The following is a 25,175-nucleotide window of genomic DNA, read 5'->3' on the forward strand; positions in this document are numbered from 1 at the left end:
ACAGCGGAGGATGCGGGATTTGAACCCGCGAGGGCTGTTAACCCAACCCGCGTTCCAGGCGAGCGCCATAGGCCACTAGGCGAATCCTCCGTGGTCATGGTAGCTGCTGCGGCGCGCCGAGTGTCCCCGGTACCTGCCACTGCCGCCGCTGCGTCGGGAATCCCAGGGACTACACTCGCCGTTGGACCCCGCGCGGCGTCTATCCTGTGAACTCCCCCAGGGCCGGAAGGCAGCAAGGGTCAATGGGCTCTGTCGGGTGCGCGGGGTCCCCACTATGACCCCCGCTTTGCTCGCGTTTTCGATGGGAAGGGTCCCTGGTGTCGCTCCACTCCCTCAGCCCTGAGGAGCTATCGGCTCTGCACACGCGCCACCAGCAAGATTATGCAGAACTCCAGGCCAAGAAGCTGTCCCTGGATCTCACCCGCGGCAAGCCGTCGCCCGGGCAGCTCGACCTGTCAAACCAGCTGTTGACGTTGCCTGGCGAGGATTCCCGAGACAGTTTCAAAGACCCCGAGGGAACGGACACACGCAACTACGGCGGACTGCACGGACTGCCCGGACTGCGGGAGATCTTCGCCGAGTTGCTGGGGATGCCGGTGCAGAATCTGATTGCCGGCAACAACGCCAGCCTGGAGTTCATGCACGACGCCGTCGTCTTCTCCATGCTGCACGGCGGCGTGGATTCGCCACAGCCCTGGATCCGGGAGCCGGTCGTCAAGTTCCTGTGTCCGGTCCCGGGCTATGACCGCCACTTCGCCATCACCGAGACCATGGGCATCGAGATGATCAATGTTCCGATGCTCGAGGACGGCCCGGACGTCGACCTGATCGAGGAACTCGTGGCCGCCGACCCGGCCATCAAGGGAATGTGGGCGGTTCCGGTGTTCGCGAATCCCACCGGGATCACCTACTCGTGGGAGACCGTTCGTCGCCTCGTGCAGATGCGGACCGCGGCTGCGGACTTCCGGCTGTTCTGGGATAACGCGTATGCCGTGCACACGTTGACTCACGACTTCATCCGCCAGGTCGACGTCCTGGGCCTGGCCACCAAGGCCGGCAACCCGAACCGGCCCTACATCTTCGCGTCCACCTCGAAAATCACGTTCGCCGGCGCGGGTGTCAGTTTCTTCGGCGGATCGCTGGGCAACATCGCCTGGTACTTGCAGTACGCCGCCAAGAAGTCGATCGGCCCGGACAAGGTCAACCAACTCCGGCACCTGCGCTTCTTCGGTGACGCCGACGGCGTGCGGCTGCACATGCAGCGCCACCAGCAGATCCTGGCCCCGAAGTTCGCCTTGGTGGCCGAAATCCTGTCGCAGCGGCTGGGCGAATCCAAGATCGCGTCGTGGACCGATCCCAAGGGCGGGTACTTCGTCAGCCTGGACGTCCTGCCCGGCACGGCGCGCCGCACCGTCGCCCTGGCCAAGGACGCCGGCATCGCGGTCACCGAAGCGGGCGCGTCGTTCCCCTACCGCAGGGACCCCGACGACAAGAACATCAGGATCGCGCCGTCGTTCCCCTCGCTTCCAGATCTGCGCGACGCGGTCGACGGTCTGTCGACCTGTGCGCTGTTGGCGGCGACCGAGTCGCTGCTCGCGAGGTCCTGAACCGGGACAGCGTGCATCCTCCGCATCGCATGTGCGTCCACTGCGGCGACACGCCGACGGATGTCGCAGTGCGCGCACACTCAGCGCCGGAGTGCACTCGCGAGCGCGCCCTCCGGGGCGCGCATCGTCACCGGGCGTCGGTAGCCTGCTCACCGTGGCCCTCTACCGCAAGTATCGACCGGCAACCTTCGCCGAGGTGGTGGGGCAGGAGCACGTCACCGAGCCGCTGTCCGTCGCGCTGCAGGCCGGGCGGATCAATCACGCGTACCTGTTCTCCGGGCCGCGGGGCTGCGGCAAGACGTCGTCGGCCCGCATCCTGGCGCGGTCGCTGAACTGTGAGCAGGGGCCGACGCCCACGCCGTGCGGCGTCTGCGACTCGTGCCAGGCGCTGGCGCCCAACGCGCCGGGCAGCATCGACGTCGTCGAACTGGACGCGGCCAGCCACGGCGGCGTCGACGACACCCGTGAACTGCGCGATCGCGCGTTCTACGCTCCGGCCCAATCGCGGTATCGGGTATTCATCGTCGACGAAGCCCACATGGTGACCACCGCGGGCTTCAACGCGCTGCTCAAGATCGTCGAGGAGCCGCCTGAACATCTCATCTTCATCTTCGCGACCACCGAGCCGGAGAAGGTGCTGCCCACCATCCGGTCGCGCACCCATCACTATCCCTTCCGGCTGCTGCCGCCGCGCACCATGCGGTCGCTGATCTGCCGGATCTGCGAACAGGAAGGCGTAGTCGTCGACGAGGCGGTGTACCCGTTGGTTATTCGCGCCGGTGGCGGTTCTCCGCGGGACACCCTGTCGGTGCTGGATCAGCTGGTGGCCGGCTCCGACGGTGGCCGGGTGAACTACCAGCGGGCTCTGGGACTGCTCGGTGCCACCGACGTCGCACTCATCGACGACGCCGTCGACGCCCTGGGCGCCGGCGATTCCGCGGCCTTGTTCGGAGCCGTCGAGTCGGTGATCGATGCGGGCCACGACCCGCGGCGCTTCGCCACCGACCTGCTGGAGCGCTTCCGCGACCTCATTGTGCTGCAAGCGGTTCCCGACGCGGTATCCCGCGGGGTGGTCGATGCGCCGGAGGACATCCTGGACCGGATGCGAGAGCAGGCCGCTCGCATCGGCCGGGCAACCCTGACCCGGTACGCCGAGGTGGTGCAGGCCGGGCTGGGTGAGATGCGCGGGGCGACGGCTCCTCGTCTGCTGCTGGAGGTGGTGTGTGCGCGTCTGCTGCTGCCCTCGGCCACCGACGCCGAGTCGGCGCTACTGCAACGCGTCGAACGCATCGAAACCCGGCTGGCCATCTCCATCCCGGCCACCGACGCCGGCCCACCAAGTCCGCCCGCTCCCACGCCCGCGCCGCAGCGCGAGCCCACGCGCCCCAAACCGGTTGCGACGCCGCCGGTCCCCCAGGCGCCCACGGCGCCACCGGCTCCCGCACCGGCACCAGATGCCGCCGCTCCCGGCGAACTCAACGCGTCGGCGGTACGAAGCATGTGGCCGACGGTGCGCGACAAGGTCCGCGAGCGCAGCCGCACCACGGCGGTCATGCTGTCGGGCGCCACCGTGCTGGCCGTCGAAGACAACACGCTGGTGCTGACGCACGAGGCCGCGCCGCTGGCTAAACGGCTGTCCGAACAACGCAACGCCGACGTCATCGTCGAAGCGCTCAAGGACGCCCTCGGGGTGAACTGGCGGGTGCGCTGCGAGACCGGACCGCCGGCGGCGGCCGACATCAGCGCAGTGCCGGTCAAAGAGGAGGAGCCTGCCCCTGCGCCGGACCCGGCGCAGCGTGACGACGAGGAGAGCATGCTCGCCGAAGCCGGACGGAGCGACCCGTCGGAGCCGCGCCGCGACCCGGAGGAGGTGGCCCTCGAGTTGTTGCAGAACGAGTTGGGCGCACGTCGCATCGAGGGCTGACGGCGCAATCGGAAAACGGCCCCACCTATATCGTGGTCCTCGACAAACGGCTACCACAGCAGAGGAGTTGCACCTGATGGGACAGGTGAAGGCATCCAGCACCGTCTTGATCGAGGCTGAGCCCGCGAAGGTTCTCGACGCGGTTGCCGACTACCAGACAGTCCGGCCGAAGATCCTCTCGCCGCAGTACAGCGAGTACGAGGTGCTACAAGGCGGCCATGGACAGGGCACCGTCGCCAAGTGGCGGCTGCAGGCGACCGAGTCGCGGGTGCGCAACGTGCAGGTGAACGTGGACGTCGCGGGTCACACCGTCATCGAGAAGGACGCGAATTCGTCCATGGTGATCAATTGGACCGTGGCCCCCGCCGGGCCCGGGTCCAGCGTCACCATCACGACCACCTGGACCGGCGCCGGCGGCGTCAAAGGTTTCTTCGAAAAGACGTTCGCGCCGCTCGGGTTGAAGAAGATCCAGGGTCAGGTGCTGACCAACCTCAAGAGCGAACTGGAGAGCGTGATATGACGAAGACCTCTGAGAGAAGTGCGAGCCGTACTGCGACGGGCCTGTTACGTGGTCGATGACGGTTGGCCGTCGACCTCGGCAGGGGCGCCGTCTACGTCACCACTAGAACAGCCGCACGGTGTCGGTGATCAGAGGGTCTAACCCTGACCCGTTGACCAGTGAGGTGTGAGCTGACAGTTGCTATCTCCTAGCATGTCTGGTCGGGAGAGACGTACGGAATTGGCGCGTTTATTGCAGGTTCTCAAACTCCGTGGCGGATCGCGACGCCTTTACCTTTAGGTCCGCCGAACTCTTATGAAAAATGGCCCGACACTTTTTCTCATCTTCGTGGCTGATCTTCGACTCATTCGATTGTGCAGTTCTGTCTGGCAATGATCTGCCTCTCCGCCGACGGTGAGGTGCGTTGTGTGTAATTGCGATTGTCTGTCGGCTGCCGGGGGCCTAGTGAATCCGCAGGGACAAGCGGACAAGCTTTGGAGTGGATCGCGTCGTTGTCGAGCGTCTCCTCAGGCGCGTCGAGCAGCAGCGCCCGGGTGCTGTCTCGTCCAATCCTGGTCCGTAAACGGCGCAAAATGTAGGATTCGGACTTACCGAGTCGCAACGCGTGAAGGTTGCTTCAAGCCGCCGTCCTCTCGAACCCAGCTTCTCAACGACGAGCGGCGACTCCATTCCATTCTGCGGCATCGAATATTTGCCGTAACCGATGAAGGACGTTCCGATGGATCTTCGTCTTCGAGGCAAACGCGCATTGGTAACGGGGTCGTCGAGCGGGATCGGTGAGAGCATCGCTCGCGGGTTAGCTGCTGAAGGTGTGACGGTCGCGGTTCATGGCCGTGACCAGACACGCGCTCTCCTTCCTACTTCGACCGCGTAACCGCCCGTCGACTACCGGCTTGGAGCCGCTGGTTATTCAGGCGCTGACCGCATCCTGGCGCGCGCGGCGGGGAGGTCATCGCACATTGACAGGTCGAATCCAGAGAGCGAGAGAGCCTAATAAGATATCATCTGATATCATTTCGGCGATGAGTGATGTGCTGATCCGCGACGTACCAGACGATGTGCTTGCGGGACTCGATGCGCGAGCCGCCGAGCTGGGCTTGTCGCGCGTTGAGTACATTCGGCGCCGCCTTGCCCAGGACGCCCGAACCCCACGAGTTGCGGTGACTCGCGAGGACTTATCCCGGTTTGGACACGCCGTCGCGGGCCTGGCCGACGATCACTTGATGGGTGAAGCATGGCGATGACGGACCAAAAGTGGCTGATCGACAAGTCGGCGCTGGCCCGACTAGCGCACAGCCAAGATCTGGACATTTGGAGCACCCGCATCGAGCGTGGACTGGTGCATATCAGCAACGTGACGCGGCTGGAAATCGGGTATTCAGCCCTATCCGGTGATGCGGCGCGCAGTGAGTTCCGTCAATCGCCTTTGGCGGCGATGCCGGTCGAGTACTTGACACCGAAGATTGAGGACCGTGCGCTGGAAGTTCAGCTGCTCCTCGCCGATAGGGGTCAACACCGCGGCCCGTCGATCCCCGATCTCATTATCGCGGCCACCGCAGAGATTTCCGGATTGACGGTGCTGCATGTTGACAAAGACTTCGACACCATAACCTCGATCACGGGCCAACCCACAACCCGCCTGGCCTACACCAGCGCGGGCAGTCCTGAATAGATCGCAGCATCACGGAGAGCGGACAACCGCTTCTGTGGTGACCGCGGTAGACCGTCTTCGCCGGTCAACCTCTCGGGTCAGCACATTCAGCGCGCCTGCCCCTGAGTCGCCAAAAAGCCGGCAACGCCCCGCACCAGCGCGTCGGCGTATTTCTGTCTGCCCTCCGCGGATTCCATCAGCGCCGAGTCGGCCGGATTCTTCATGTTGCCCAACTCGACCAAAATCGACGGGTACTGCGCCAGGTTGAGGCCGGCGAGGTCCGCCCGTCCATACAGACCGCCCTGGCCGATGTAGTTCGCCGGCGGGATACCCGAGGCCTGCAGCTGATCACGCATGACACGAGCGAACTGCACCGACGGCCCTGCCTGGGCAGCGTTGAGCGGCGGGGCGGAGTAGTTGACGTGGAATCCCCGGCCGGACGCCGGACCGCCGTCGCCGTGCAGGCTGACGACGGCATTGGGGTGCAGCGCGTTGGCCATATTGGCGCGTTCGTCCACGCAGGGTCCCAGCGCGTTGTCATTGCCGCGCGACATCGCCGTGCGTACGCCCAGCGCGTTCAACGCCGCCCGCAGTCGCAGCGCGGTGTCCCAGGTGAAGGTGTGCTCCGGATAGCCGCTGTTCGTCGTCGTGCCGCTGGCCTGGCAGTCTTTGGTGCCGCCCCGACCGGTGGGCACCTGTCGTCCGATCGACGCGTCGTTCGCGCCGTTGTGGCCGGGGTCGATGAACACGACCATCCCGGCGAGGTTGGCGGGGGTCGCGGCCGCGTGCGGCATCAGCGGCATGACGGCGGCGACGAGCACGCCGATGAATACCGCGATCCCGACACGCAGGCTTGCACGTACGTCCACTGCGCCAAGGTAACGCGGCGCGGACTACGCTGAAGGTTTCAAATCGCCCGACAAGCGCAGGCGAAACCAACTCGAGACCAAGATGCGAGGGGACTGTCATGCAACCCGGAGGCGATATGTCGCAGCTGCTGGCGCAGGCGCAGCAGATGCAGCAGAAACTACTGGAAGCCCAACAGCAGTTGGCCAACTCCGAGGTGCACGGTCAGGCCGGCGGCGGCCTGGTCAAGGTTGTGGTCAAGGGCAGCGGCGAGGTCGTCGGAGTCACGATCGACCCCAAGGTGGTCAACCCCGACGACATCGAGACTTTGCAGGACCTGATCGTCGGCGCCATGGGCGACGCATCCAAGCAGGTCACCCAGATGGCTCAGGAGCGCCTTGGTGCACTGGCCGGTGGCATGCGGCCGCCCGCTCCACCCGGGCCGCCGCCCGGTGTTCCGGGGGTCTGAACGGCAGGATGTTCGAGGGACCCGTTCAGGATCTGATCGACGAGCTCGGCAAACTGCCGGGCATCGGACCCAAGAGCGCGCAGCGCATCGCGTTCCACCTACTGTCGGTGGAACCGCCGGACATCGATCGGCTGACGGCCGTGCTCGGCAAGGTTCGTGACGGCGTGCGCTTCTGTGCGGTCTGCGGCAACGTGTCCGACGACGAGCGGTGCCGGATCTGCGCCGATCCGCGCCGGGACGGTTCGCTGGTCTGTGTGGTCGAGGAGCCGAAGGACATCCAGGCCGTGGAACGCACCCGGGAATTCCGTGGCCGCTACCACGTTCTCGGCGGTGCGCTGGATCCCTTGTCGGGGATCGGTCCGGAGCAACTGCGGATCCGCGAGTTGCTGACCCGCATCGGTGAGCGGGTCGACGATGTCGACATCACCGAGGTGATCATTGCGACCGACCCCAACACCGAGGGGGAGGCGACCGCTACTTACCTGGTACGGATGCTGCGTGACATCCCCGGTTTGACGGTGACGCGCATAGCCTCCGGCTTACCGATGGGTGGTGACTTGGAGTTCGCCGACGAGCTGACGCTGGGCCGGGCGCTGACCGGCCGCCGCGCCATGGCCTGACGCCGCATCATCCGGTCACGACGGCGAAATCGCCACTGGTGGCCCAGGACGCTTCGAAGGTGGCGAGCGAAACCTGCTCGTCGCGGCCGGCCTTGATGCCGCTGTCGTTGAGATGCACCACATCGCTCCGGGTGTCGATGCCGGTGACAACCACGAAATGGTTCTCCCGGCTACGGTCACCACCTTCGTTCCAGAGAATCCGGTTGTTGACCCCCGCGATCACTTTGCGGCCCTGATCCAGGGCACGCTCCAGCGCGGCCGTGTCGCTCTTGGTCTCGTCGGACTGGATCCCGTAGTGCGCCAACAACACCGGCAGGTCGCGGTTGCTGGTCCTGTTTCCCGGCGTGTAGATCGGTCCGGCATGGGATGTGCTGGGGATGTTTTCGGCCGCAGCGTCGATCTCTTCCTCGGACGGCAGGTTGCCGGTGATTTGACCGATGACGTCGGCCACGGCCATCTCCCCGCAGTCGCGGTCCTGCTTCTGATAACGCCAGTAGGGTGCGGCTGCCGCCGGGTCGCCATGCATTCCAACGGCGTTCGGATCGGCGTGTGCTGCTCCGGGCGATCCGACCAGCCAGCAAGCCACGGCCACGATCCCCGCCGCGTTGGCGACGGCTGCCCTGAAGTCACTGCTCATGTGGGTCCAATTCTCGACCCCCCGCGAGGATTCTAGATCCGCCACGGTCTATTGATAACGCTTCGGGCACGACGGGCGAAATGCTTTACTGAGCCACCGCGCTCGGATCCGCTCGGGGCAGAAGGGATGGCAATGTCATTTGTCAGCGCAAGACCGGAATTGCTCGAGGCGGCGTCGGCGGACCTGGCGGAGATCGGATCAAACCTGTCCGCGGCGAATGCCTTCGTAGCGGCGCCGACGATGACGGTTCCCGCTCCGGGCGCCGACGGCGTGTCAGCCGTGATATCGGCGCTGTTTGGCTGGCACGGCCAGGCATATCAGCGGCTGAGCGCGCAGGCCGGCGCTTTCCACGACCAGTTCGTGCAGCTCATGAGATCCGGCGCGCAGTCCTATTCGACGGTGGACGCCGCCAGCCAGGCGGTGTTGCAGGCCGAGACCGCAGTGAGCAGCGGGGGCGCGAGCGTGGGGCCTGCGGCCGGTTCGGCATTGGGGCTGGAAACCCAGATCACACCGGTGCTCACTCACACGGTGGCCACGGAGACGCCCTTGTACGCCGCATTGGCCAACAGCCCGGCCTTCGAGGGCCTGGGCGATTGGATCCAGTTCTGAGCTAACGCGCGCGAAGGCGCTCCCGCCGCAACAGGTCCACCTCGGGTAGCTCCAGCGGAGCCAACTCGCCCACCACCTGGGTCAGCAGATGGTCGGCGAGCTCGGGGTTGCGCGCCAGACACGGCCCGTGCATGTACGTTGCCACTACGCTGCCCTGTACTACGCCGTCGAAGCCATCCCCGGCCCGGTTGCCCGCACCCTTGGTGACTTCGGCCAGCGGGGCAGCCGCGGGTCCCAGCACGGTGCCGCCGCGGTGGTTCTCGAAACCGGTCAACGGCTGCGTCAACCCGGCCAGCAGTGGCCTCGACACCAGCTCGCCGATGGTTCGCCCGTTTTGCGGCGAGGTCGTCGCGTCGAGCATCCCGACGCCGTCCACCCGCTCTCCCGACGACGTCTCGTACCAGTGACCGAGTACCTGGACCGCGGCGCAGATGGCCAGCACCGGCGCACCGCGCTCCGCCGCGCGCTGCAGTCCCGGGTGTCGCAGCAGATGCCTGGTGGCCAGTCGCTGGGCGTAGTCTTCCGCGCCGCCGAGGGTGTACAGATCCAGCGAGTCCGGCACCGGATCGGCCAGCGTGATCTCGACGATCTCGGCGGGAATGCCCCGCAACAACAACCGTTGCCGCAGCACGACCGCGTTGCCGCCGTCACCATAGGTGCCCATCACGTCCGGCAGCACCAGACCGATCCGCACCGTCTCAGCCATGCCGTGCTAACTGCCGGCTGAGCTGCAGGAACGCGGTGTAGTTGGCCACCACCTCGACCCGCCCGGGCGGGCAGGACTCGATGGCCGCCGCCGTGTCGTGCACCAGGGTGTGCTCGACGCCGGCGTACCCGAGCCGCACCGCGAGGTCGGTCCCGCGTTCGCCGGCCGCCACTACCCGGGTCTGTTCGAAGTGCTCGAAGCGCACGTCCCACAGCCACGACAGGTCCTCACCATCGGGAACCTGGCCGTTGACCGCGATCACTACGCCGTCGGCGTGCTTGTCCACCATCGACAGTGCTTCCTGCCAGCCGGCTGGGTTCTTGGCCAACAGGATTCGCGCATCGTGCTGACCGATCCGGACGGTTCGGTACCGACCGGCGACCTCGTCGACCATGCATACGGCCGCCGCGGCCTTCGCCGGGTCGGCGCCGAGCGCGACAGCCGCGGCCACTGCCTGGGCGGCGTTGCCGCGGTTCACCGTCCCCGGCAGGGCCAGTCGCATCGGCATCGCCACGCCGTCGGGTCCGTAGAGGGCTTCGGCGTCGAACCACCACTGCGGACTGGGCCGCTTGAAGTCCGCGCCGGTGGAATACCAATGTCCCTGCTCGCGGACGATCACCTCGCCGCTGCGCGGGCAACTGACCGAATCGTTCGACCACGAGCCGCCCGCCGCCACCCACACCACGTTCGGGCTGTCGTAGGCCGCCGAGGTCATCAGCACGTCGTCGCAGTTGGCTACCACCACCGCGTTCGGATGCCGGGCCAGGCCCGCTCGCAGGGTGCGCTCGATGACGTTGATCTCGCCGACCCGGTCCAGCTGGTCGCGCGAGAGGTTGAGCAGCACGATCGCCGCCGGTTGCACGGCATCCGATACATGCGGCACGTGCATCTCGTCGACTTCCAGGGCCGCCAGACCCGCGCGCCGGTCCGCGGCCAGCGCTGCCACCAGGCCGGCGTCCATATTGGCGCCTTCGGCGTTGGTGGCCACCGCACCGAGCGTGCCCAATGCGGCGGCGGTCATGCGGGTGGTCGTCGACTTGCCGTTGGTGCCGGTGACGATGACGGTGCGGCGGCCGACACCAAGCTGCCGCAGGATCGAGCGGTCCAGCGTCATGGCGACCAGTCCGCCGATCATGGCGCCGGCGCCGCGGCCGGTGACTCGCGACGCCCACCGCGCGCTTGCCCCGGCGGCAAGAGCCAGACGTGCGCGCGTGGTGATCACCCGTGCAGGTTAACCGCCGACACGACGCGTCAGCGAACCGGCGATGTCGGTCGGACGTGCCATTCTCAAGCCATGAAGCGGATGTCCTGGGGTCGGCCGGCGCGGGAGCCGGACGCGGGTTGGGCGGTCGTCGATGTCGAAACCTCGGGCTTTCGCCCAGGTCAGGCCCGAATCATCAGTATTGCGGCGCTCGGCCTGGACGCCGCCGGTCGAGTCGAGCAGTCGGTTGCCAGCCTGCTCAATCCGGGCGTGGATCCCGGCCCTACCCATGTGCACGGGCTCACCGCCGCGATGCTGGAAGACCAGCCGCAATTCGCCGACATCGTCGCTGACGTGGTCGAGGTGCTGCGTGGCCGCACTCTGGTAGCGCACAACGTCGCGTTCGACTACTCGTTCCTGGCCGCCGAAGCCGAGATGGCCGCGGCTGAGCTGCCCGTCGACTCGGTCATGTGTACGGTCGAGCTGGCCCGACGGCTGGAGCTCGGCGTGGACAACCTGCGGCTGGAGACACTTGCCGCGCACTGGGGAGTCACGCAGGAGCGGCCACACGATGCTTTCGACGACGCGATGGTGCTGACCGGAATCTTGGCTCCCGCCCTAACGTTGGCGCGTGACCTCGACATCTGGCTGCCGGTCCACCCGGTGACCCGGCGCCGATGGCCCAACGGTCGCGTGACGCATGACGAGCTGCGGCCCCTGAAGGCTCTGGCTGCGCGGATGCCCTGCCCGTATCTCAACCCGGGCCGTTTTGTCCGGGGCAGGCCGCTGGTCCAGGGCATGCGGGTGGCCCTGGCGGCCGAAGTGCGGCGAACGCATGACGAACTCGTCGAGCGCATGCTCCATGCCGGGTTGGCCTATAGCGACTACGTCGACCGCGAGACGTCGCTGGTGGTGTGCAACGACGCCGCTCCCGAGCAGGGCAAGGGCTACCACGCCATGCAGCTGGGTATACCGGTGGTCTCGGACGCGCAGTTCATGGACGGCATCCGCGCGGTGGTGGGTGGGCGCAGCATGGAGGAGTTCGTCGACACCGCGATGGTTGATGAGCAGTTCGCGCTGTTCTGAAGGCGGCGGCTATGGACCGCCGCGCCAGTGCTCTATGCGGTGGTGGTCCGGAGTGAACCCATGTTCGACCCCCCACAACACCGCCTGCGTGCGGCTTTCCACCCCGATCTTTCGATAGATCGTGCGGATGTAGGACTTGACGGTGTTCGGGCTCAGATAGGTCAGCCGCGCGACGTCGGCGTTGCTCTTGCCCTGGGTGATCAACGCCAGTATCTCTGCCTCGCGGTCGCTGAGCCCCTCGCCGCGCCCGGGCCAGTCCAGCCCCGGTGCGCTGCGGGCCCGCATGGCTACTTCGCTGATGACCACCTCCCCGGCGTGCACGGCCTCCAGCGCGGCAACCAATTCCCGTGCGGGCAGGGTCTTCGAGAGATAGCCATGGGCGCCGTGGCGCCGCGCGCTCTCGATGAGATCTGGGTGAAAGTTCCACGTGTACACCACAACTCGGCGCGACCGGGGATTGGCGACCAGATGCCCGATCTCTTCGTGATCAGACTCGGGTTGTGCGAATGAGTCATAAAGGACGATGTCTACCGCGTCCTCGACAGGCAGGGAAGAGTCGAGTTCGGCGATCACGATGCGGTCGCGGTACGGGTCGAGCATGTTGGCGACACCCTTGACGACGACGTCGTAGTCGTCGACGAGCGCAACGGTGATCGGCGCGCCGGAGGCTGGCGGCATGGCGGCGAGATTACCCCCTTAAGGGTGTATTGGTACCCCCCTTAGGGGTGGTCGACTGAATTGGTCACTGCCCCAACGGAAGGCTCGAATCATGATTGTTCTCGGTATCGTTCTGCTGATCGCAGGCCTCCTGCTCAAGATGTCCATCCTGTGGACCATTGGTCTCATCCTGGTCGTCGTCGGCGCCATCCTCGCTGTCCTCGGCAACACCGGACGCGCCGTCGGCGGACGTCGGCACTATTACTGATCTCGTTACCGACGTTAAGCCGACGGACAGACGGCTATTCAACACACGTACGAGAGGAGCGCGAAATGCCCACTTGGGAAACGATTTTGATCGTGGTCTCCGTCGTCATCGTGATCGCGTTGGCGATCGTCGCGGCGAGTTACGCCAGTAGTCGCCGCAAAACGCGACGACTGAGACAGCACTACGGCCCCGAATACCAGCGTCTTGTAAGCGAGGCCGGAGGCCAGAAAGCGGCGGAGAAGGAGCTCATCGCCCGGGAACACAAGCGAAACAAGCTCGACGTCGTTCCGTTGACGCCCGCTGCCCTGTCCGACTTCACCACCCGCTGGAACCAGGTTCAGACGGCGTTCGTCGACAACCCCTCCACTGCCGTCGGCGTCGCCGATCGGTTGGTGACGGAGGTGATGCGCGAAAGGGGTTATCCGGTAGACGATTTCGACCAGCGAGCGGCCGACATCTCGGTCGACCACCCACAGGTCGTCGACAACTACCGCGCCGCGCATGCGGTTCATCTGTCGCAGCAACGCGGCGAGGTCAGCACCGAACAACAGCGGGAAGCCTTCGTGCACTACCGGGCACTGTTCGAAAAGCTATTGGAGACAACATCACAGGAGACGAAGAAATGACGACGCACGACCAGCGAAGCGACCTGACCGGCTCATACGAGCAATCACACCCTGCAGCGCAGTCAACCCCGCCGGCCGAAGAGCACACCCAGCCGCAGCGCCAGACCGCGGGTGGCGAAGCCGCACCCCGAAGCGAGGCGTCACCGTCGATGCAGCAATCACCTGGCGTTGGCCAATCAGCAACGGAGGAAACACTTTTCGCTGAGGCTGAACTCGCAGATCTGCGGGCCCGCTGGGCCGGCGTGCAAGCGGCTTTCGTCGATGACCCCAAGGACTGCGTCCAGAAGGCCGACGTGTTGGTCTCCGATCTGGTCGACCAGCTCACCACTGTATTCGCCCGTGCGCGTTCGCGTCTGGAAGAACAGTGGTCACGCGGCGAGGAAGCGTCCACCGAAGATCTGCGCATGGCGCTGATGCAGTACCGCGAGTTCTTCGAGCGACTGCTCGCCGTCTAACCGAGCACGGGCCCGGCCTCCCCACCTCGACGGGCCGGGCCCGCCCCTTGCAGTACTACATCTGTAGTGGTACCGTCGCCACATGACAACCACTACAGATGTAGTACAACACCACGAGGACCGCTCCCTGTGGAACTCCTACCGTCGACACGGCTACTTCTTCCGCGAAGCGGCCATGATCACCATCTCGCTGGGCGTCATCCTGCACTTGGATCGGGTCCTGCTGGGCGACGCCCTCGCTCTCCATCACCTGTTGACCGTGACCAGCGATCGGATTCTTCTTGTCCCGATGACGTACGCGGCGATCACCGGCATCCTGGTGTGGCGCCGCGCGTGGTTCGCGACCAGGCGGGAGCGGGCGATATTCACCGGGTCGGTGGTCTACATCGTGGGCAGCGTTCCACTGCACGTATACATTTCGTGCATCAGCATGAATGTGGCACTCGTCACGTGGTTCCCGATGTGGTTCAGCTACCTGCTGCTACTCGTGGTCTATCCGGTGTTCCTGACCACGTTCTGGCGATTGCGCTACGAGGCCGCTGACCAGAACTGATTGATGCCCCCCAACCCCGAACGTCGCCTCCAGATCCTCGACACCGCAATCGGCATCCTCGCCGACGAGGGGGTCGGGGGTCTGACACATCGGCATGTCGACGAGCTGGCCGCACTGCCGTCCGGCACCACGTCAAACTACTTCCGCACCCGGCAGGCCCTTCTCGAAGCCACCGCACAACGCACCGTCGATCTGCACTGGGAACGGGTGAACGTGCTGCAAGCCGCGATCGGTCCACTGACGCGCGACGGCCTGCAGGCTCTGATGACGCGGATGCTCGCCGCTGGCGACGAGCAGTTTCGGCGCAACACGCTGGCCCGGTTCGAGTTGTTCATGGAAGGCACTCGCCGCCCAGAGCTTCGACCGTTTCTCGACGAGCTTCAGAAAGCGGCGGTGAAGTCGGCGACACTGATCTTCGACGCCGCGGGCATGGCCCCGACGCCTGACGAGATGGAAGAGCTCAGCCGCCTGCTCAACGGCTACGCCTTCAGCGAACTCACCATTCCCAGCAAACTGGACGACGCCGGGCGGGCCCGGCTCGTCGAGCGGCTGCTGAAGGCGTTCTTCGACCGCTAGCGCGAAGCCCGGTTGACCGCCGACACCACCGCCCGCAGCGACGCGGTGGTGATCGACGGCGCGATCCCCACGCCCCACACCGTCCGGCTTGACACCGGGCCCGATGGGTGCCGACCCGCTTCGCCCGGCAGCGCCGCGCTCGCGATCGACACCGAAGCCTCCACGTACGCCGCGGCTTGCGCATCGTCCCCGGCGCTCATCGCGTGCTCGGAGTAGTCGAGTACCGCCACATCGAAGCCGACCGTGCCCAGCGCGTCGACGAAGGCGGCCAACGGGCCGTTGCCCGTACCGCTGATCTCGGTCTCCCTCCCGTCGATCTTGACGGTGGCGGTGATGCTGGTGGTGCCGGTGTCTTCCTCTGACGCGTCGACCCGCTGCTTGATCCGCTCCAGCGGCAGGATCGGCGCCAGGTACTCCTCGGAGAACGCCTCCCACATCTCCTTGGGGGACACCTCGCCGCCCTCGCCGTCGGCCATCTTCTGAATCACCTGCGAGAACTCGATCTGCAGCCGCCGCGGCAGGGCCAGCCCGTGGTCGGCCTTCATGATGTAGGCCACCCCGCCCTTGCCGGACTGGGAGTTGACCCGGATCACCGCCTCATAGGTGCGCCCGACATCCTTGGGGTCGATCGGCAGATACGGCACCTGCCAGAGCATGTCGTCTACGTCGGCGGCGGCTTCATCAGCGGCGATCTTCATGCTGTCCAGGCCCTTGTTGATGGCGTCCTGGTGGCTGCCGGAGAACGCGGTGTACACCAGATCACCACCGTAGGGGTGACGCTCGTGCACCGGCAGCTGGTTGCAGTACTCCACCGTGCGCCGAATCTCGTCGATGTTGGAAAAGTCGATCTGCGGGTCGACGCCGCGGGAGAACAGGTTCAGCCCCAGTGTGACCAGGCAGACGTTGCCGGTGCGTTCGCCATTGCCGAACAGGCAGCCCTCGATCCGGTCGGCGCCGGCCTGATAGCCCAATTCGGCTGCGGCGACGGCGGTTCCGCGGTCGTTGTGCGGGTGCAGGCTCAGAATGACGGAGTCGCGACGCGCCAGGTTGCGGCTCATCCACTCAATCGAGTCGGCGTAGACGTTGGGCGTGGCCATCTCCACGGTGGCCGGCAGGTTGAAGATGATCGGGTTTTCCGGGGTCGGCGCGATGATCTCGCCGACCGCGTCGCACACCTGCTTGGCGTACTCCAGCTCGGTTCCGGTGTAGGACTCCGGCGAGTACTCGAACCGCCACCGGGTGTCCGGATACTTCGCCGCCTCCTCGACGCACTTGCGGGCACCGTCGGTCGCGATGGCTTGCACGGCGGCCCGGTCGGCACGAAAAACCACGCGTCGCTGCAGGATCGACGTGGAGTTGTAGAAGTGCACGATGGCGTTCGCGGCGCCTTCGCAGGCCTGGAACGTGCGCTCGATCAACTCGGGCCGGCACTGGGTCAGCACCTGAATGGTGACGTCGTCGGGAATGGCGCCGTCGGTGATGATGTCGCGGACGAAGTCGAAGTCGGTCTGGCTGGCCGAAGGGAATCCGACCTCGATCTCCTTATAGCCCATCCGGACCAGCAGGTCGAACATGCGGCGCTTGCGGGCCGGGCTCATCGGGTCGATCAGCGCCTGGTTGCCGTCGCGCAGGTCCACTGCGCACCACAACGGCGCGTTCTCGATGACCCGGTCGGGCCACGTGCGGTCGGGCACCGTGATGGGCTCGACTTCATCGGCGAACGGACGGTACCGGTTGACCGGCATGGAGGTGCCGCGTTGGGGATTCCACGCGGGCTGTCCGGGCCGTGGCGGGCCGGCCGGTTTGTTGATGGTGCGCGCTGAGACGTAGGCGTCGGGTGAATCGGGGTTAGTCATGATTGGTGCTCCAGGGAGTGAAACGGGACGGGCGAGGGAACCTCAGACCGGCGCATCGCGAACACCCGCGACGGGAAGCCGGTCTGGATCAGACCCCGTCGCGGCGGCCGAGAAGGAGCACCCGCTGCACGGTGTGCACTCTACCGTGATCGGTCTGAGGGCCCAAACGCGCTCAGCTGGCGCCGAACCCCAACGGGCTCCTCAACCACGCCCATTCGCAGCCCACCAGCCCGCCCATCCAACTGAACATGCCCATCAGCCACAATGTCGCCACCGTCACCGCCACCGCGATGACCGTTCCGACAGCTTGCACCGCCCCGTGCTGTCGGCGAAACCACCCCATCGAGGCGTCATAACGAGTGCGGACCTGTTTCAGCAGCCGCCGGAAGACGTGAAACTCGGTAGCCAGGACGGCCAAACCCAGGAACACGATCGCCCACCCCGGACCCGGATAGGGGATCGCGATGACGCCCACAGCCAGCAGCGGCAGACCGACCAAGCCAACCATGCTGCGGTAGGCGAGATCGACCGCGGGCCAGTCGCGGATTCGATCCCGCGCACGAGCGAGTCGGCGTCCGATCCGGCGGCGTCTGTCGTCGCCCTCGTGGGTCACATCTTCACCGTAACGACCGGGAAGAGACGCCGGGGAAGGACTGCGCTGGCCCGACATGGGCTGTTGCGCTGCCGCATCGGAGATAAACCAAGATGCGCCGCCACGTATTCTGTTGTGGACTTATTCCAGGCCCCGTCCAAGACAGGAACTGATCAGTGGCGCTCGTCGTGCAGAAGTACGGCGGATCCTCGGTGTCCGACGCCGACCGGATTCGTCGCGTTGCCGAGCGGATCGTGGAAACCAAGAAACAGGGCAACGATGTCGTGGTCGTCGTGTCTGCGATGGGTGACACCACCGACGACCTGTTGGACCTGGCTCAGCAGGTCTGCCCGGTGCCGCCGCCGCGGGAACTCGACATGCTGCTGACCGCCGGCGAGCGCATCTCCAACGCGCTGGTCGCCATGGCGATCGAATCGTTGGGAGCCCACGCCCGGTCGTTCACCGGCTCCCAGGCCGGCGTCATCACCACCGGCACCCACGGCAACGCGAAGATCATCAACGTGACGCCGGGCCGGCTGCAGGCCGCGCTCGACGAGGGCCGCATCGTCCTGGTCGCCGGATTCCAGGGCGTCAGCCAGGACACCCGCGACGTCACCACACTGGGCCGCGGCGGCTCGGACACCACCGCGGTCGCGCTGGCCTCCGCGCTGGGCGCCGACGTGTGCGAGATCTACACCGACGTGGACGGTATTTTCAGTGCCGACCCGCGCATCGTGCCCAATGCCCGCAAGCTGGACACGGTCACTTTCGAGGAAATGCTCGAGATGGCTGCCTGCGGCGCCAAGGTGCTGATGCTGCGCTGCGTCGAATATGCCCGTCGCTACAACCTACCGGTGCACGTCCGGTCGTCGTATTCGGACAAGACTGGCACCGTCGTCGTCGGATCGATCAAGGACATACCCATGGAAGACCCCATCCTGACCGGCGTCGCCCACGACCGTAGCGAGGCCAAGGTGACCATCGTCGGGATCCCCGACATCCCCGGTTACGCCGCTAAGGTGTTCCGGGCCGTTGCCGACGCTGACGTGAACATCGACATGGTGTTGCAGAACGTTTCCAAGGTCGAGGACGGCAAGACCGACATCACGTTCACCTGCTCGCGCGACAGTGGCCCGGTCGCGGTGGCCAAGCTGGACTCGCTCAAAGAGGAGATCGGGTTTCTGCAACTGCTCTATGACGACCACATCGGCAAGGTCTCGCTGATCGGCGCCGGCATGCGCAGCCACCCGGGCGTGACGGCGACGTTCTGTGAGGCACTGGCCGCGGTCGGGGTCAACATCGAGCTGATCTCCACCTCCGAGATCCGCATCTCGGTACTGTGCCGCGACACCGAACTGGACAAGGCCGTGGTGGCGTTGCACGAGGCGTTCGGACTCGGCGGCGAGGAGGAGGCGACGGTGTACGCGGGGACGGGTCGCTAGATGGTTGCCATCGGAGTTGTTGGCGCCACCGGTCAGGTGGGCCAGGTGATGCGGGCGCTGCTGGACGAGCGCGATTTTCCCGCGACGTCAGTGCGGTTCTTCGCCTCCGCGCGATCGCAGGGCCGCAAGCTGCCGTTCCGCGGGCAGGAGATCGAGGTCGAGGACGCCGAGACGGCCGATCCTACTGGGCTGGACATCGCGCTATTCTCCGCCGGCGGGGCGATGTCGAAGGTGCAGGCGCCGCGGTTCGCCGCCGCGGGCGTCACGGTGATCGACAACTCGTCGGCCTGGCGCAAGGACCCCGACGTGCCGCTGGTCGTGTCGGAAGTCAACTTTCAGCGCGACGCGCATAACCGCCCGAAAGGCATCATCGCCAACCCGAACTGCACCACCATGGCCGCGATGCCGGTGCTCAAGGTGCTGCACGACGAAGCGCAGCTGGTCCGCTACATCGCGTCCTCCTACCAGGCCGTCTCCGGCAGCGGTCTGGCCGGCGTCGAAGAGTTGGCGACGCAGGCGCGCGCGGTCATCGACGACGTCGAGCAGTTGGTGCATGACGGCGGCGCCCTGGACTTCCCGCCGCCCCGCAAGTACGTCGCCCCGATCGCGTTCAACGTGGTGCCCCTGGCCGGCTCCCTGGTCGACGACGGCTCCGGCGAGACGGACGAGGACCAGAAGCTGCGCTCGGAGAGCCGCAAGATCTTGGCTATTCCCGACCTGCTGGTCAGCGGTACCTGTGTGCGGGTGCCGGTGTTCACCGGGCACTCGCTGTCGATCAACGCCGAGTTCGCCCGTCCGCTCTCACCCGAGCGAGCTCGGGAGCTTCTGGCCGATGCGCCCGGGGTGAAGCTGGTCGACGTACCGACCGCACTGGCAGCCGCGGGCATTGACGAATCGCTGGTCGGCCGCATCCGACAGGACCCGGGGGTGCCGCAGGGGCGCGGTCTGGCGCTGTTCGTATCCGGGGACAACCTGCGCAAGGGGGCGGCGTTGAACACGATCCAGATCGCCGAGCTGCTGGCCGCCGAGCTGTAGTCGACGGGTGCGTTCCGCCCTGGTCGCGCGGTGCTCACTGGCTGTCTATCTGCTTGCCTGGCAGAGCTATTGCCCTGCCCACGCCGACCCGCCGGCTCCGGCGCCGCAGCCGGTTCTGCAGCCGCTGGCGCCGGGCCAGGTGGTGCGCATGGGTCCGGTCGCCGGAACCGGCACTGCCACCGGGGATTACGGCATCGGCGCCACCGACCTGTGTGAATTCGTCGAGTTCCCCAGCCAACTGCTGCAGGTCTGCGGCGACAGCTTCGCCGGCCAGGGCGTCGGTTACGGCGGCTGGTACGCCCCCGTCGCGTTGCGTGTCGACACGGACTCGGTCGACGACCCCGGCGGCGTCCGCTATACCGGGGTCACCGGTATCAGCCGGCCGCTACTGGCCGACCCGACACCGCCCGGAGCATCGCAGCTGCCCGCCGGGGTGGTTCAGATCAATCGCCGCAACTACCTGATGGTGGCCACGACCAAGAACCTGGACCCACAGAACTCGCGGCTGGTCAGAGTCGACCCTTCCCGAGGGGACTGGGAAACGGTCGCCGGGTCGGCGCGCCCCGCTTCCTTTCAGGGCGGTCGGCAAACCCAGATCAGTGGTTACTACGACCCGATCCCCAAGCCGGACTCGCCGACAGGATGGGTGTACATCGTGGCCAATAGTTTCACCCGTCGACAACCGGTGGTGTTGTACCGGTCGGCGCCCGAGACGTTCACCGACCGGTCCCGCTGGCAGGGCTGGGCGGCCGCGGCGGGGTGGAACAAAACGCCGACACCGCTGTGGCCCGACCTGGTCGGTGAGATGTGCATCAAGCACATCGACGGCATGACCGTGCTGTCGTATTTCAATGCCAGCACGGGCGACATGGAAGTTCGGGTGGCCGCCGACCCCACCTTGCTGGGTTCCGCGCCGGTGACCACCGTGGTGCAACACGACGACGAATGGCCCGACCCACCGGAAAGTCTGCCGCCCCCTTATGACAACCGGCTCGCGCAGCCCTACGGCGGCTACATCTCACCGGGTTCCACGCTCGACGAACTGCGGATCCTGGTGAGTCAATGGGACACCCAGGCGCGGCAGGACGCGCCCTATCGGGTGATCCAGTACGCGGTCAACCCGTTCAAGGGCTAGCGAATCTCGGCCGGCTTCATCCGGCTATGGCGCCCGGTCGTCCCGTTGGCACCACCGAATAGGCCGCCGCTGCCACCAGCGCCGCCCTTGACGCCGTTGGCGCCGTAGCCGAACAGCGCCTGGGTGAAGGAGCCGTTGGCGATCACCCCTACGTTGCCGCCGTTACCGCCGTTGGCAGGCCCTGCGCCGTTGCCGGCGTTGCCACCGTTCCCGCCGATGCCGACGCTGAGAAGGCCGCCGCCGTCCGTCACCGCCGGCACCGCCATTTCCGCCGAGTTCAACGAGACCGGCGCCGCCCGTACCGCCGGTGCCGCCGGCGCCCAAGCCTACGAGCGTCACGCCCTGGCCGCCCCCGCCGCCCGCGCCGCCGGCGACGATGCCGAACCCACCGAGGCTGCCGCCACCGCCCGCACCCAGGCCGATGAGCGCAGTGGCCTGACCGCCCAGCCCACCCACGCCCCCGGTGGTTGCCACGCCACCCAGGCCGCCGAAACCCCCGACGCCCACGCCGACGAGTGCAGCGGCCACGCCGCCCTGGCCGCCGGCGCCGCCAACGGCGCCACCAAAGCCACCCATGCCGCCGGCACCGCCCTGCGCGTAGCCGACGATGGCGGCACTAGCACCGCCGGCGCCACCCAAGCTGTCGACGCCACCGGCGACACCACCGGCGCCACCCTCACCGCCGAGGCTGAACAGGAAACTCCGTGGGGCAGCGCCTTCGGCGCCACCGGCGCCACCGGCGCCACCGTCACCGGCCAGGCTGAACAGCAGACCCTGTCCGGTGCCGCCAGTGCCACCGGCGCCACCGGTGTTGGAGCCAAATCCGCCGGGCCCATCGTCAGCCCCCAGGCCGAAGAGGCGGCCGCCTGCGCCGCCGGCGCCGCCGGCCCCGCCAGTTCCAGTGAGTGAGACGCCGCCGGCCCCGCCCGTGCCGCCCTGGCCGAACAATAGAGCATTCCCGCCGGCGCCACCGGCGCCGCCGACAGCACCGAACGTCCCACCCCCGCCGCCACCGGCACCACCATTGCCGATGAGCCAGCCGCCGGCCCCGCCGGCCCCGCCGGCGGCACCACGCCCACCGGTGGCACCAGCCCCACCGGCACCACCATTGCCGATCAGGCCCGCGGCACCACCCGCACCACCGGCCACCCCGGCAACCGTGGGGGAGAAGCCGTTTCCACCGTTGCCGTACAAGATGCCGCCGGCGCCGCCGTTGGGGTTTGCCGCCGTCCCATTGGCGCCGTTACCGATCAGGGGACGGCCTAACGACGTCTGGGTAGGCACATTGATCACGCCCAACAGGTTCTGCTCCAACGCCTGCAACGGAGAAGCATCAGCCGCCTCCGCGCCCGCGTACGCGCCGCTGGCCGCGTTCAACGTTGCCACGAAACCGTGATGTAGCTTCGCAGCCTGCGCGCTCAGCGACTGGTACTGCTTGCCGTAACTACCGAACAGCGCCGCGATAGCTGCCGCGGTCAGCACCCCGGTGGTGGACGCGGCCGCCGCGGCATTCGCCTCGCTCAGCGATGTACCGATGCCTGCCATGTTCTGCGCTGCCGTCGCCTGGAGCTCCGGAGCTGCGATCACGAACGTCAAAAAAGGCTGCCTTCACTCGGGTCCTTTGACGCGGATCTTCCCATACGCCGACTACTGCTCAGCAATTGTCAGCAATTAGCAACGGCTCGTCTACTTCCGACCTAACGTTATGGATACGTAAGCGTAGGTAAACATTTCGAAAGTCATCGAAAGTCATTGTGGCGCTGAAGTTCAAGACGCCGTCACCGCCGAGGACAAGGCAATCCTCGCCGGCACCTACGTGAGCATCAATCCAGCCGCCATGCAACGCCAGATCCCGCCAGATCCAGGCACTAACCACCGAGCTGTTCACGATCACCCCAGCAAGGCCGGACCGTCCAATAAAGCCCGTCACGCGGAGCATCCCGCGGCTCCGGGAACGGTCCAGGGTACGCCAGTGTCGACCTCGCCAAATGGCTGACGGGAGGGCCTATCTGGCCATTGGCTGAACAGCGCTTAGCGGACTGTGGATGGTGCGTCTAGTTCTAGTCGTGCTCCACAGGCTGACGTTGAATTCGCGTATCGACTAATGCATCAGCGGTCACGCATTTACCCAGGTTGGAGGAGTTGTCCGTTGCCGATTTTCCCACCCTGGGCAGTGTGTCTACTCAGGGGTACCCCGGGTCAGCGCGGCGGCGTTGACCCGGCAGGCAGCCCAAGAGCGGGGGCGGCCAACAACGGTGCCGCCCCCGCTCTTGTCCAGCTATGGCGCCCCGTTCGTCCCTCTAGCACCAAGAACTGTGCCGCCGGCGCCGCCGATGCCGCCGGTGCCGCCGTTGACGCCGTTGCCGCCGTTGCCGCCGTTACCGACGAACGTCGGGGTGAAGGAGCCGTTCAGGATTAGCCCGACGTTGCCGCCGTTGCCGCCGTTGGCGGCCAAGGCGCCGCCGCCGGCGTTGCCTCCGGCGCCGCCCCCGGCGATGGTGAGCAGGCCGCCGGCATCACCGCCGGCACCGCCATTGCCGCCAGCTCCGCCGGCGAGAGACACACCGCCGGTACCGCCGGCGCCGCCGAGGGCCACGCCTAGCAGCCCAGAGCCCTGGCCACCTCTGCCGCCCGCACCACCGGTGAGATCGGCCTCGCCTCCGATGCCACCGACACCGCCGGCGCCGACACCCAGGATCGCAGAGCCCTGGCCGCCCTGGCCGCCTTGGCCGCCGGCACCAGCGGTCTCGGAGGCGATGCCACCGGTGCTGCCGGCGCCGCCGACGCCGATGCCTAGGACCGCGGCACCCGTACCGCCTTGGCCGCCGGCGCCGCCGGTGCCGACGAAGGTCTCTCCGCCAATGCCGCCGACGCCGCCTCGGGCGTAGCCGATCAAGGCGCCGCTATCTCCGCCGGCGCCCCCGGCGCCGGCACGCGAGAAACTGGCTCCACCGTCGCCGCCGGCACCGCCTACGGTGAGGCCGATCGTGGCGCCGCTAGCGCCACCGGCGCCGCCGGTGCCACCGTTGAAGAAGCCAAATCCGCCGGCTCCGCCGGCACCGCCCACGCCATAAAGTAGACCTCTTGCCTCGCCGCCGGCGCCGCCGGTGCCACCGAAGCTGGCGGCCGTTCCGCCGGCGCCACCGGCACCACCGGCGGCGACGAGCCGGCCGCCGGCCCCGCCGGCCCCGCCGGCCCCGCCGGCCCTGCCGAGATCGGAGGTCGACTCACCTCCAGCGCCGCCGTTGCCGCCCATGCCCCACAAGGGGGCGTTGCCGCCCGCTCCACCAGCACCGCCCACCTGGCCAGCGCCGGTCACCGGGCCGCCGGCGCCGCCGGCGCCGCCGTTGCCGAACAGCCACCCCCCATTGCCGCCGGCGCCACCGGACCCACCCAAGAAGCCGCTGCCGCCGGCCCCGCCGTTGCCGATCAGCCCTGCTGAGCCACCATTACCGCCGTTCTGAGTGGCGCCGCTGGTGAAGCTGAAGCCGTTACCGCCGTTGCCGTACAACAGTCCGCCGGCCCCGCCGTTGGGGCTGGCCGCCGTTCCGTTGGCGCCGTTGCCGATCAGTGGACGGCCCAACAACGTCTGGGTGGGCGCGTTGATCAGGCCCAGCAGGTTCTGCTCCAACGCCTGCAACGGCGACACGTTAGCGGCCTCCGCGCCCGCATACGCCGCACCGGCTGCAATCATTGTTTGCACGAAACTCTGATGTAGCTGCGCGGCCTGCGCGCTCAACGCCTGGTACTGCTTGCCGTGGCCGTTGAACAGCGCCGCGATAGCCGCCGATATTTCATCGGCGCCGGCCGTCAGTACTCCGGTGGTGGATGCGGCCGCGGCGGCGTTCGCCTCGCTCAGCGACGTCCCGATACCTGCCATGTTCTGCGCTGCGGTCTCCAGGAATTCTGGAGCCGCGATCACAAACGACATCAAAAACCTGCCTTCCACACTGGTCGTATCACAGGAAGCTTTCCATGTGCCGACCGCTGCTAAGTGGTCTCGCCCGGATGGTGTGCGCATTAATGCGCCATAGGAGCGCTCTGAATTCTTATTCACTAATGTCGGCGGTCACGCGTTTCCCCAGGTTTGAGGAGTTGTTCCGT

25 protein-coding genes, 1 tRNA gene, 1 other RNA gene and 2 pseudogenes are annotated in these 25,175 nt (G+C 66.9%); 19 read left to right on the forward strand and 10 right to left on the reverse strand.

Annotated features, from left to right (window positions below; genetic code table 11):
* Positions 1 to 4: 4 nt before the first annotated feature.
* Positions 5 to 90, reverse strand: a tRNA-Ser gene (locus ACX9NE_RS09730).
* 89 nt (positions 91 to 179) lie between these two features.
* On the opposite strand from ACX9NE_RS09730, the gene ffs reads away from it, so the two are divergent.
* The 7 genes and pseudogenes from ffs (at position 180) to ACX9NE_RS09765 (ending at position 5,723) form a co-directional block, all read left to right on the forward strand.
* Positions 180 to 276, forward strand: an RNA gene (ffs, locus tag ACX9NE_RS09735) — signal recognition particle sRNA small type.
* Between the two features lie 41 nt (positions 277 to 317).
* Positions 318 to 1,607 (forward strand): aminotransferase class I/II-fold pyridoxal phosphate-dependent enzyme, encoded by a 1,290-nt coding sequence (locus tag ACX9NE_RS09740; protein WP_459361470.1) that lies wholly within the window; start codon positions 318 to 320, stop codon positions 1,605 to 1,607.
* Between the two features lie 154 nt (positions 1,608 to 1,761).
* Positions 1,762 to 3,531: a DNA polymerase III subunits gamma/tau gene (locus ACX9NE_RS09745; RefSeq protein WP_459361471.1), complete on the forward strand. Its 1,770-nt coding sequence runs from the start codon at positions 1,762 to 1,764 to the stop codon at positions 3,529 to 3,531.
* A 76-nt stretch (positions 3,532 to 3,607) separates the two neighbouring features.
* Positions 3,608 to 4,051, forward strand: coding sequence for an SRPBCC family protein (locus tag ACX9NE_RS09750; RefSeq protein ID WP_459361472.1), 444 nt, complete (start codon positions 3,608 to 3,610; stop codon positions 4,049 to 4,051).
* A 718-nt stretch (positions 4,052 to 4,769) separates the two neighbouring features.
* A pseudogene (locus ACX9NE_RS09755) lies at positions 4,770 to 4,898 on the forward strand (SDR family NAD(P)-dependent oxidoreductase); the annotation flags it as partial.
* Between the two features lie 175 nt (positions 4,899 to 5,073).
* A complete protein-coding gene (gene vapB, locus ACX9NE_RS09760) occupies positions 5,074 to 5,295 on the forward strand; it encodes a type II toxin-antitoxin system VapB family antitoxin (protein WP_459361473.1) in 222 nt (73 codons plus the stop codon).
* Entirely contained in the window at positions 5,292 to 5,723 is a 432-nt protein-coding gene (locus tag ACX9NE_RS09765) for a PIN domain-containing protein (protein WP_459361612.1), read from the forward strand. The genes vapB and ACX9NE_RS09765 overlap by 4 nt, the downstream gene beginning before the upstream one ends.
* A gap of 86 nt (positions 5,724 to 5,809) precedes the next feature.
* On the opposite strand, the gene ACX9NE_RS09770 is transcribed toward ACX9NE_RS09765, so the two are convergent.
* Positions 5,810 to 6,571 (reverse strand): Rv3717 family N-acetylmuramoyl-L-alanine amidase, encoded by a 762-nt coding sequence (locus ACX9NE_RS09770; RefSeq protein WP_459361474.1) that lies wholly within the window; start codon positions 6,569 to 6,571, stop codon positions 5,810 to 5,812.
* Positions 6,572 to 6,669: 98 nt separating this feature from the next.
* On the opposite strand from ACX9NE_RS09770, the gene ACX9NE_RS09775 reads away from it, so the two are divergent.
* A complete protein-coding gene (locus ACX9NE_RS09775; protein WP_459361475.1) occupies positions 6,670 to 7,017 on the forward strand; it encodes a YbaB/EbfC family nucleoid-associated protein in 348 nt (115 codons plus the stop codon).
* 8 nt (positions 7,018 to 7,025) lie between these two features.
* On the forward strand, positions 7,026 to 7,637 hold the full coding sequence (gene recR / locus ACX9NE_RS09780) for a recombination mediator RecR (RefSeq protein ID WP_459361476.1): 612 nt from the start codon (positions 7,026 to 7,028) through the stop codon (positions 7,635 to 7,637).
* A 7-nt stretch (positions 7,638 to 7,644) separates the two neighbouring features.
* Here recR and ACX9NE_RS09785 read toward each other — a convergent pair whose 3' ends face one another.
* Positions 7,645 to 8,274: a C39 family peptidase gene (locus ACX9NE_RS09785; RefSeq protein WP_459361477.1), complete on the reverse strand. Its 630-nt coding sequence runs from the start codon at positions 8,272 to 8,274 to the stop codon at positions 7,645 to 7,647.
* 132 nt (positions 8,275 to 8,406) lie between these two features.
* Between ACX9NE_RS09785 and ACX9NE_RS09790 the strand changes: the two genes are divergently transcribed.
* Complete coding sequence (locus ACX9NE_RS09790) at positions 8,407 to 8,883, forward strand: PE family protein (protein ID WP_459361478.1); 477 nt, start codon at positions 8,407 to 8,409, stop codon at positions 8,881 to 8,883.
* A 1-nt stretch (position 8,884) separates the two neighbouring features.
* Here ACX9NE_RS09790 and ACX9NE_RS09795 read toward each other — a convergent pair whose 3' ends face one another.
* Positions 8,885 to 9,589: a type 1 glutamine amidotransferase gene (locus ACX9NE_RS09795; RefSeq protein WP_459361479.1), complete on the reverse strand. Its 705-nt coding sequence runs from the start codon at positions 9,587 to 9,589 to the stop codon at positions 8,885 to 8,887.
* A complete protein-coding gene (locus ACX9NE_RS09800) occupies positions 9,582 to 10,811 on the reverse strand; it encodes a MurT ligase domain-containing protein (protein ID WP_459361480.1) in 1,230 nt (409 codons plus the stop codon). The genes ACX9NE_RS09795 and ACX9NE_RS09800 overlap by 8 nt, the downstream gene beginning before the upstream one ends.
* Before the next feature lie 72 nt (positions 10,812 to 10,883).
* Between ACX9NE_RS09800 and ACX9NE_RS09805 the strand changes: the two genes are divergently transcribed.
* Positions 10,884 to 11,876 carry a DEDDh family exonuclease gene (locus ACX9NE_RS09805; RefSeq protein ID WP_459361481.1) on the forward strand — a complete coding sequence of 331 codons (993 nt, stop codon included), beginning with the start codon at positions 10,884 to 10,886 and terminating at the stop codon, positions 11,874 to 11,876.
* A 9-nt stretch (positions 11,877 to 11,885) separates the two neighbouring features.
* Here the strand turns inward: ACX9NE_RS09805 and ACX9NE_RS09810 are convergent, their stop codons facing one another.
* The gene (locus ACX9NE_RS09810) at positions 11,886 to 12,554 is read right to left on the reverse strand and encodes a LuxR C-terminal-related transcriptional regulator (RefSeq protein WP_459361482.1); all 669 of its coding nucleotides are present in this window, start codon (positions 12,552 to 12,554) and stop codon (positions 11,886 to 11,888) included.
* Positions 12,555 to 12,645: 91 nt separating this feature from the next.
* Here ACX9NE_RS09810 and ACX9NE_RS09815 point away from each other — a divergent pair, with 91 nt between their 5' ends.
* From ACX9NE_RS09815 to ACX9NE_RS09835, 5 genes are all read left to right on the forward strand, one after another.
* Entirely contained in the window at positions 12,646 to 12,801 is a 156-nt protein-coding gene (locus tag ACX9NE_RS09815; protein ID WP_459361483.1) for a DUF6131 family protein, read from the forward strand.
* 65 nt (positions 12,802 to 12,866) lie between these two features.
* The gene (locus ACX9NE_RS09820) at positions 12,867 to 13,427 is read left to right on the forward strand and encodes a hypothetical protein (protein ID WP_459361484.1); all 561 of its coding nucleotides are present in this window, start codon (positions 12,867 to 12,869) and stop codon (positions 13,425 to 13,427) included.
* Complete coding sequence (locus ACX9NE_RS09825; RefSeq protein WP_459361485.1) at positions 13,424 to 13,882, forward strand: hypothetical protein; 459 nt, start codon at positions 13,424 to 13,426, stop codon at positions 13,880 to 13,882. Before ACX9NE_RS09820 ends, ACX9NE_RS09825 begins: the two co-directional genes overlap by 4 nt.
* Positions 13,883 to 13,964: 82 nt before the next feature.
* Positions 13,965 to 14,435 carry a hypothetical protein gene (locus ACX9NE_RS09830; protein ID WP_459361486.1) on the forward strand — a complete coding sequence of 157 codons (471 nt, stop codon included), beginning with the start codon at positions 13,965 to 13,967 and terminating at the stop codon, positions 14,433 to 14,435.
* A gap of 3 nt (positions 14,436 to 14,438) precedes the next feature.
* A complete protein-coding gene (locus ACX9NE_RS09835; protein WP_459361487.1) occupies positions 14,439 to 15,011 on the forward strand; it encodes a TetR/AcrR family transcriptional regulator in 573 nt (190 codons plus the stop codon).
* Here the strand turns inward: ACX9NE_RS09835 and leuA are convergent.
* Both leuA and ACX9NE_RS09845 read right to left on the reverse strand, forming a co-directional pair.
* The gene (gene leuA, locus ACX9NE_RS09840; RefSeq protein WP_459361488.1) at positions 15,008 to 16,867 is read right to left on the reverse strand and encodes a 2-isopropylmalate synthase; all 1,860 of its coding nucleotides are present in this window, start codon (positions 16,865 to 16,867) and stop codon (positions 15,008 to 15,010) included. The genes ACX9NE_RS09835 and leuA overlap by 4 nt on opposite strands.
* A 172-nt stretch (positions 16,868 to 17,039) precedes the next feature.
* Positions 17,040 to 17,480 (reverse strand): TIGR02611 family protein, encoded by a 441-nt coding sequence (locus ACX9NE_RS09845; RefSeq protein ID WP_459361489.1) that lies wholly within the window; start codon positions 17,478 to 17,480, stop codon positions 17,040 to 17,042.
* A 155-nt stretch (positions 17,481 to 17,635) separates the two neighbouring features.
* On the opposite strand from ACX9NE_RS09845, the gene ACX9NE_RS09850 reads away from it, so the two are divergent.
* From ACX9NE_RS09850 to ACX9NE_RS09860, 3 genes are read left to right on the forward strand one after another with little or no spacing between them, the layout of a single operon-like run.
* Positions 17,636 to 18,901 (forward strand): aspartate kinase, encoded by a 1,266-nt coding sequence (locus ACX9NE_RS09850; RefSeq protein WP_459361490.1) that lies wholly within the window; start codon positions 17,636 to 17,638, stop codon positions 18,899 to 18,901.
* Positions 18,902 to 19,936 carry an aspartate-semialdehyde dehydrogenase gene (locus ACX9NE_RS09855; RefSeq protein WP_459361491.1) on the forward strand — a complete coding sequence of 345 codons (1,035 nt, stop codon included), beginning with the start codon at positions 18,902 to 18,904 and terminating at the stop codon, positions 19,934 to 19,936.
* Positions 19,937 to 19,943: 7 nt separating this feature from the next.
* Positions 19,944 to 21,071 (forward strand): DUF4185 domain-containing protein, encoded by a 1,128-nt coding sequence (locus ACX9NE_RS09860; protein ID WP_459361492.1) that lies wholly within the window; start codon positions 19,944 to 19,946, stop codon positions 21,069 to 21,071.
* Here the strand turns inward: ACX9NE_RS09860 and ACX9NE_RS09865 are convergent.
* Positions 21,068 to 22,667 (reverse strand): annotated as a pseudogene (locus ACX9NE_RS09865) (PE family protein). The gene ACX9NE_RS09860 and the pseudogene ACX9NE_RS09865 overlap by 4 nt on opposite strands.
* Positions 22,668 to 23,349: 682 nt before the next feature.
* Positions 23,350 to 25,002: a PE family protein gene (locus tag ACX9NE_RS09870; protein ID WP_459361495.1), complete on the reverse strand. Its 1,653-nt coding sequence runs from the start codon at positions 25,000 to 25,002 to the stop codon at positions 23,350 to 23,352.
* Between the last annotated feature and the right edge of the window lie 173 nt (positions 25,003 to 25,175).

The sequence above is a fragment of the Mycobacterium sp. ML4 genome, assembly GCF_054515735.1.

Coding starts and splice junctions, on each gene's coding strand:
- ACX9NE_RS09790 (WP_459361478.1), top strand. CDS start 8,407: ATGTCATTTGTCAGCGCAAGACCGGAATTGCTCGAGGCGGCGTCGGCG.
- ACX9NE_RS09795 (WP_459361479.1), bottom strand. CDS start 9,589: ATGGCTGAGACGGTGCGGATCGGTCTGGTGCTGCCGGACGTGATGGGC.
- ACX9NE_RS09765 (WP_459361612.1), top strand. CDS start 5,292: ATGACGGACCAAAAGTGGCTGATCGACAAGTCGGCGCTGGCCCGACTA.
- ACX9NE_RS09870 (WP_459361495.1), bottom strand. CDS start 25,002: ATGTCGTTTGTGATCGCGGCTCCAGAATTCCTGGAGACCGCAGCGCAG.
- ACX9NE_RS09820 (WP_459361484.1), top strand. CDS start 12,867: ATGCCCACTTGGGAAACGATTTTGATCGTGGTCTCCGTCGTCATCGTG.
- ACX9NE_RS09835 (WP_459361487.1), top strand. CDS start 14,439: ATGCCCCCCAACCCCGAACGTCGCCTCCAGATCCTCGACACCGCAATC.
- leuA (WP_459361488.1), bottom strand. CDS start 16,867: ATGACTAACCCCGATTCACCCGACGCCTACGTCTCAGCGCGCACCATC.
- ACX9NE_RS09750 (WP_459361472.1), top strand. CDS start 3,608: ATGGGACAGGTGAAGGCATCCAGCACCGTCTTGATCGAGGCTGAGCCC.
- ACX9NE_RS09785 (WP_459361477.1), bottom strand. CDS start 8,274: ATGAGCAGTGACTTCAGGGCAGCCGTCGCCAACGCGGCGGGGATCGTG.
- ACX9NE_RS09830 (WP_459361486.1), top strand. CDS start 13,965: ATGACAACCACTACAGATGTAGTACAACACCACGAGGACCGCTCCCTG.
- ACX9NE_RS09815 (WP_459361483.1), top strand. CDS start 12,646: ATGATTGTTCTCGGTATCGTTCTGCTGATCGCAGGCCTCCTGCTCAAG.
- vapB (WP_459361473.1), top strand. CDS start 5,074: ATGAGTGATGTGCTGATCCGCGACGTACCAGACGATGTGCTTGCGGGA.
- ACX9NE_RS09825 (WP_459361485.1), top strand. CDS start 13,424: ATGACGACGCACGACCAGCGAAGCGACCTGACCGGCTCATACGAGCAA.
- ACX9NE_RS09855 (WP_459361491.1), top strand. CDS start 18,902: ATGGTTGCCATCGGAGTTGTTGGCGCCACCGGTCAGGTGGGCCAGGTG.
- ACX9NE_RS09775 (WP_459361475.1), top strand. CDS start 6,670: ATGCAACCCGGAGGCGATATGTCGCAGCTGCTGGCGCAGGCGCAGCAG.
- ACX9NE_RS09810 (WP_459361482.1), bottom strand. CDS start 12,554: ATGCCGCCAGCCTCCGGCGCGCCGATCACCGTTGCGCTCGTCGACGAC.
- recR (WP_459361476.1), top strand. CDS start 7,026: ATGTTCGAGGGACCCGTTCAGGATCTGATCGACGAGCTCGGCAAACTG.
- ACX9NE_RS09805 (WP_459361481.1), top strand. CDS start 10,884: ATGAAGCGGATGTCCTGGGGTCGGCCGGCGCGGGAGCCGGACGCGGGT.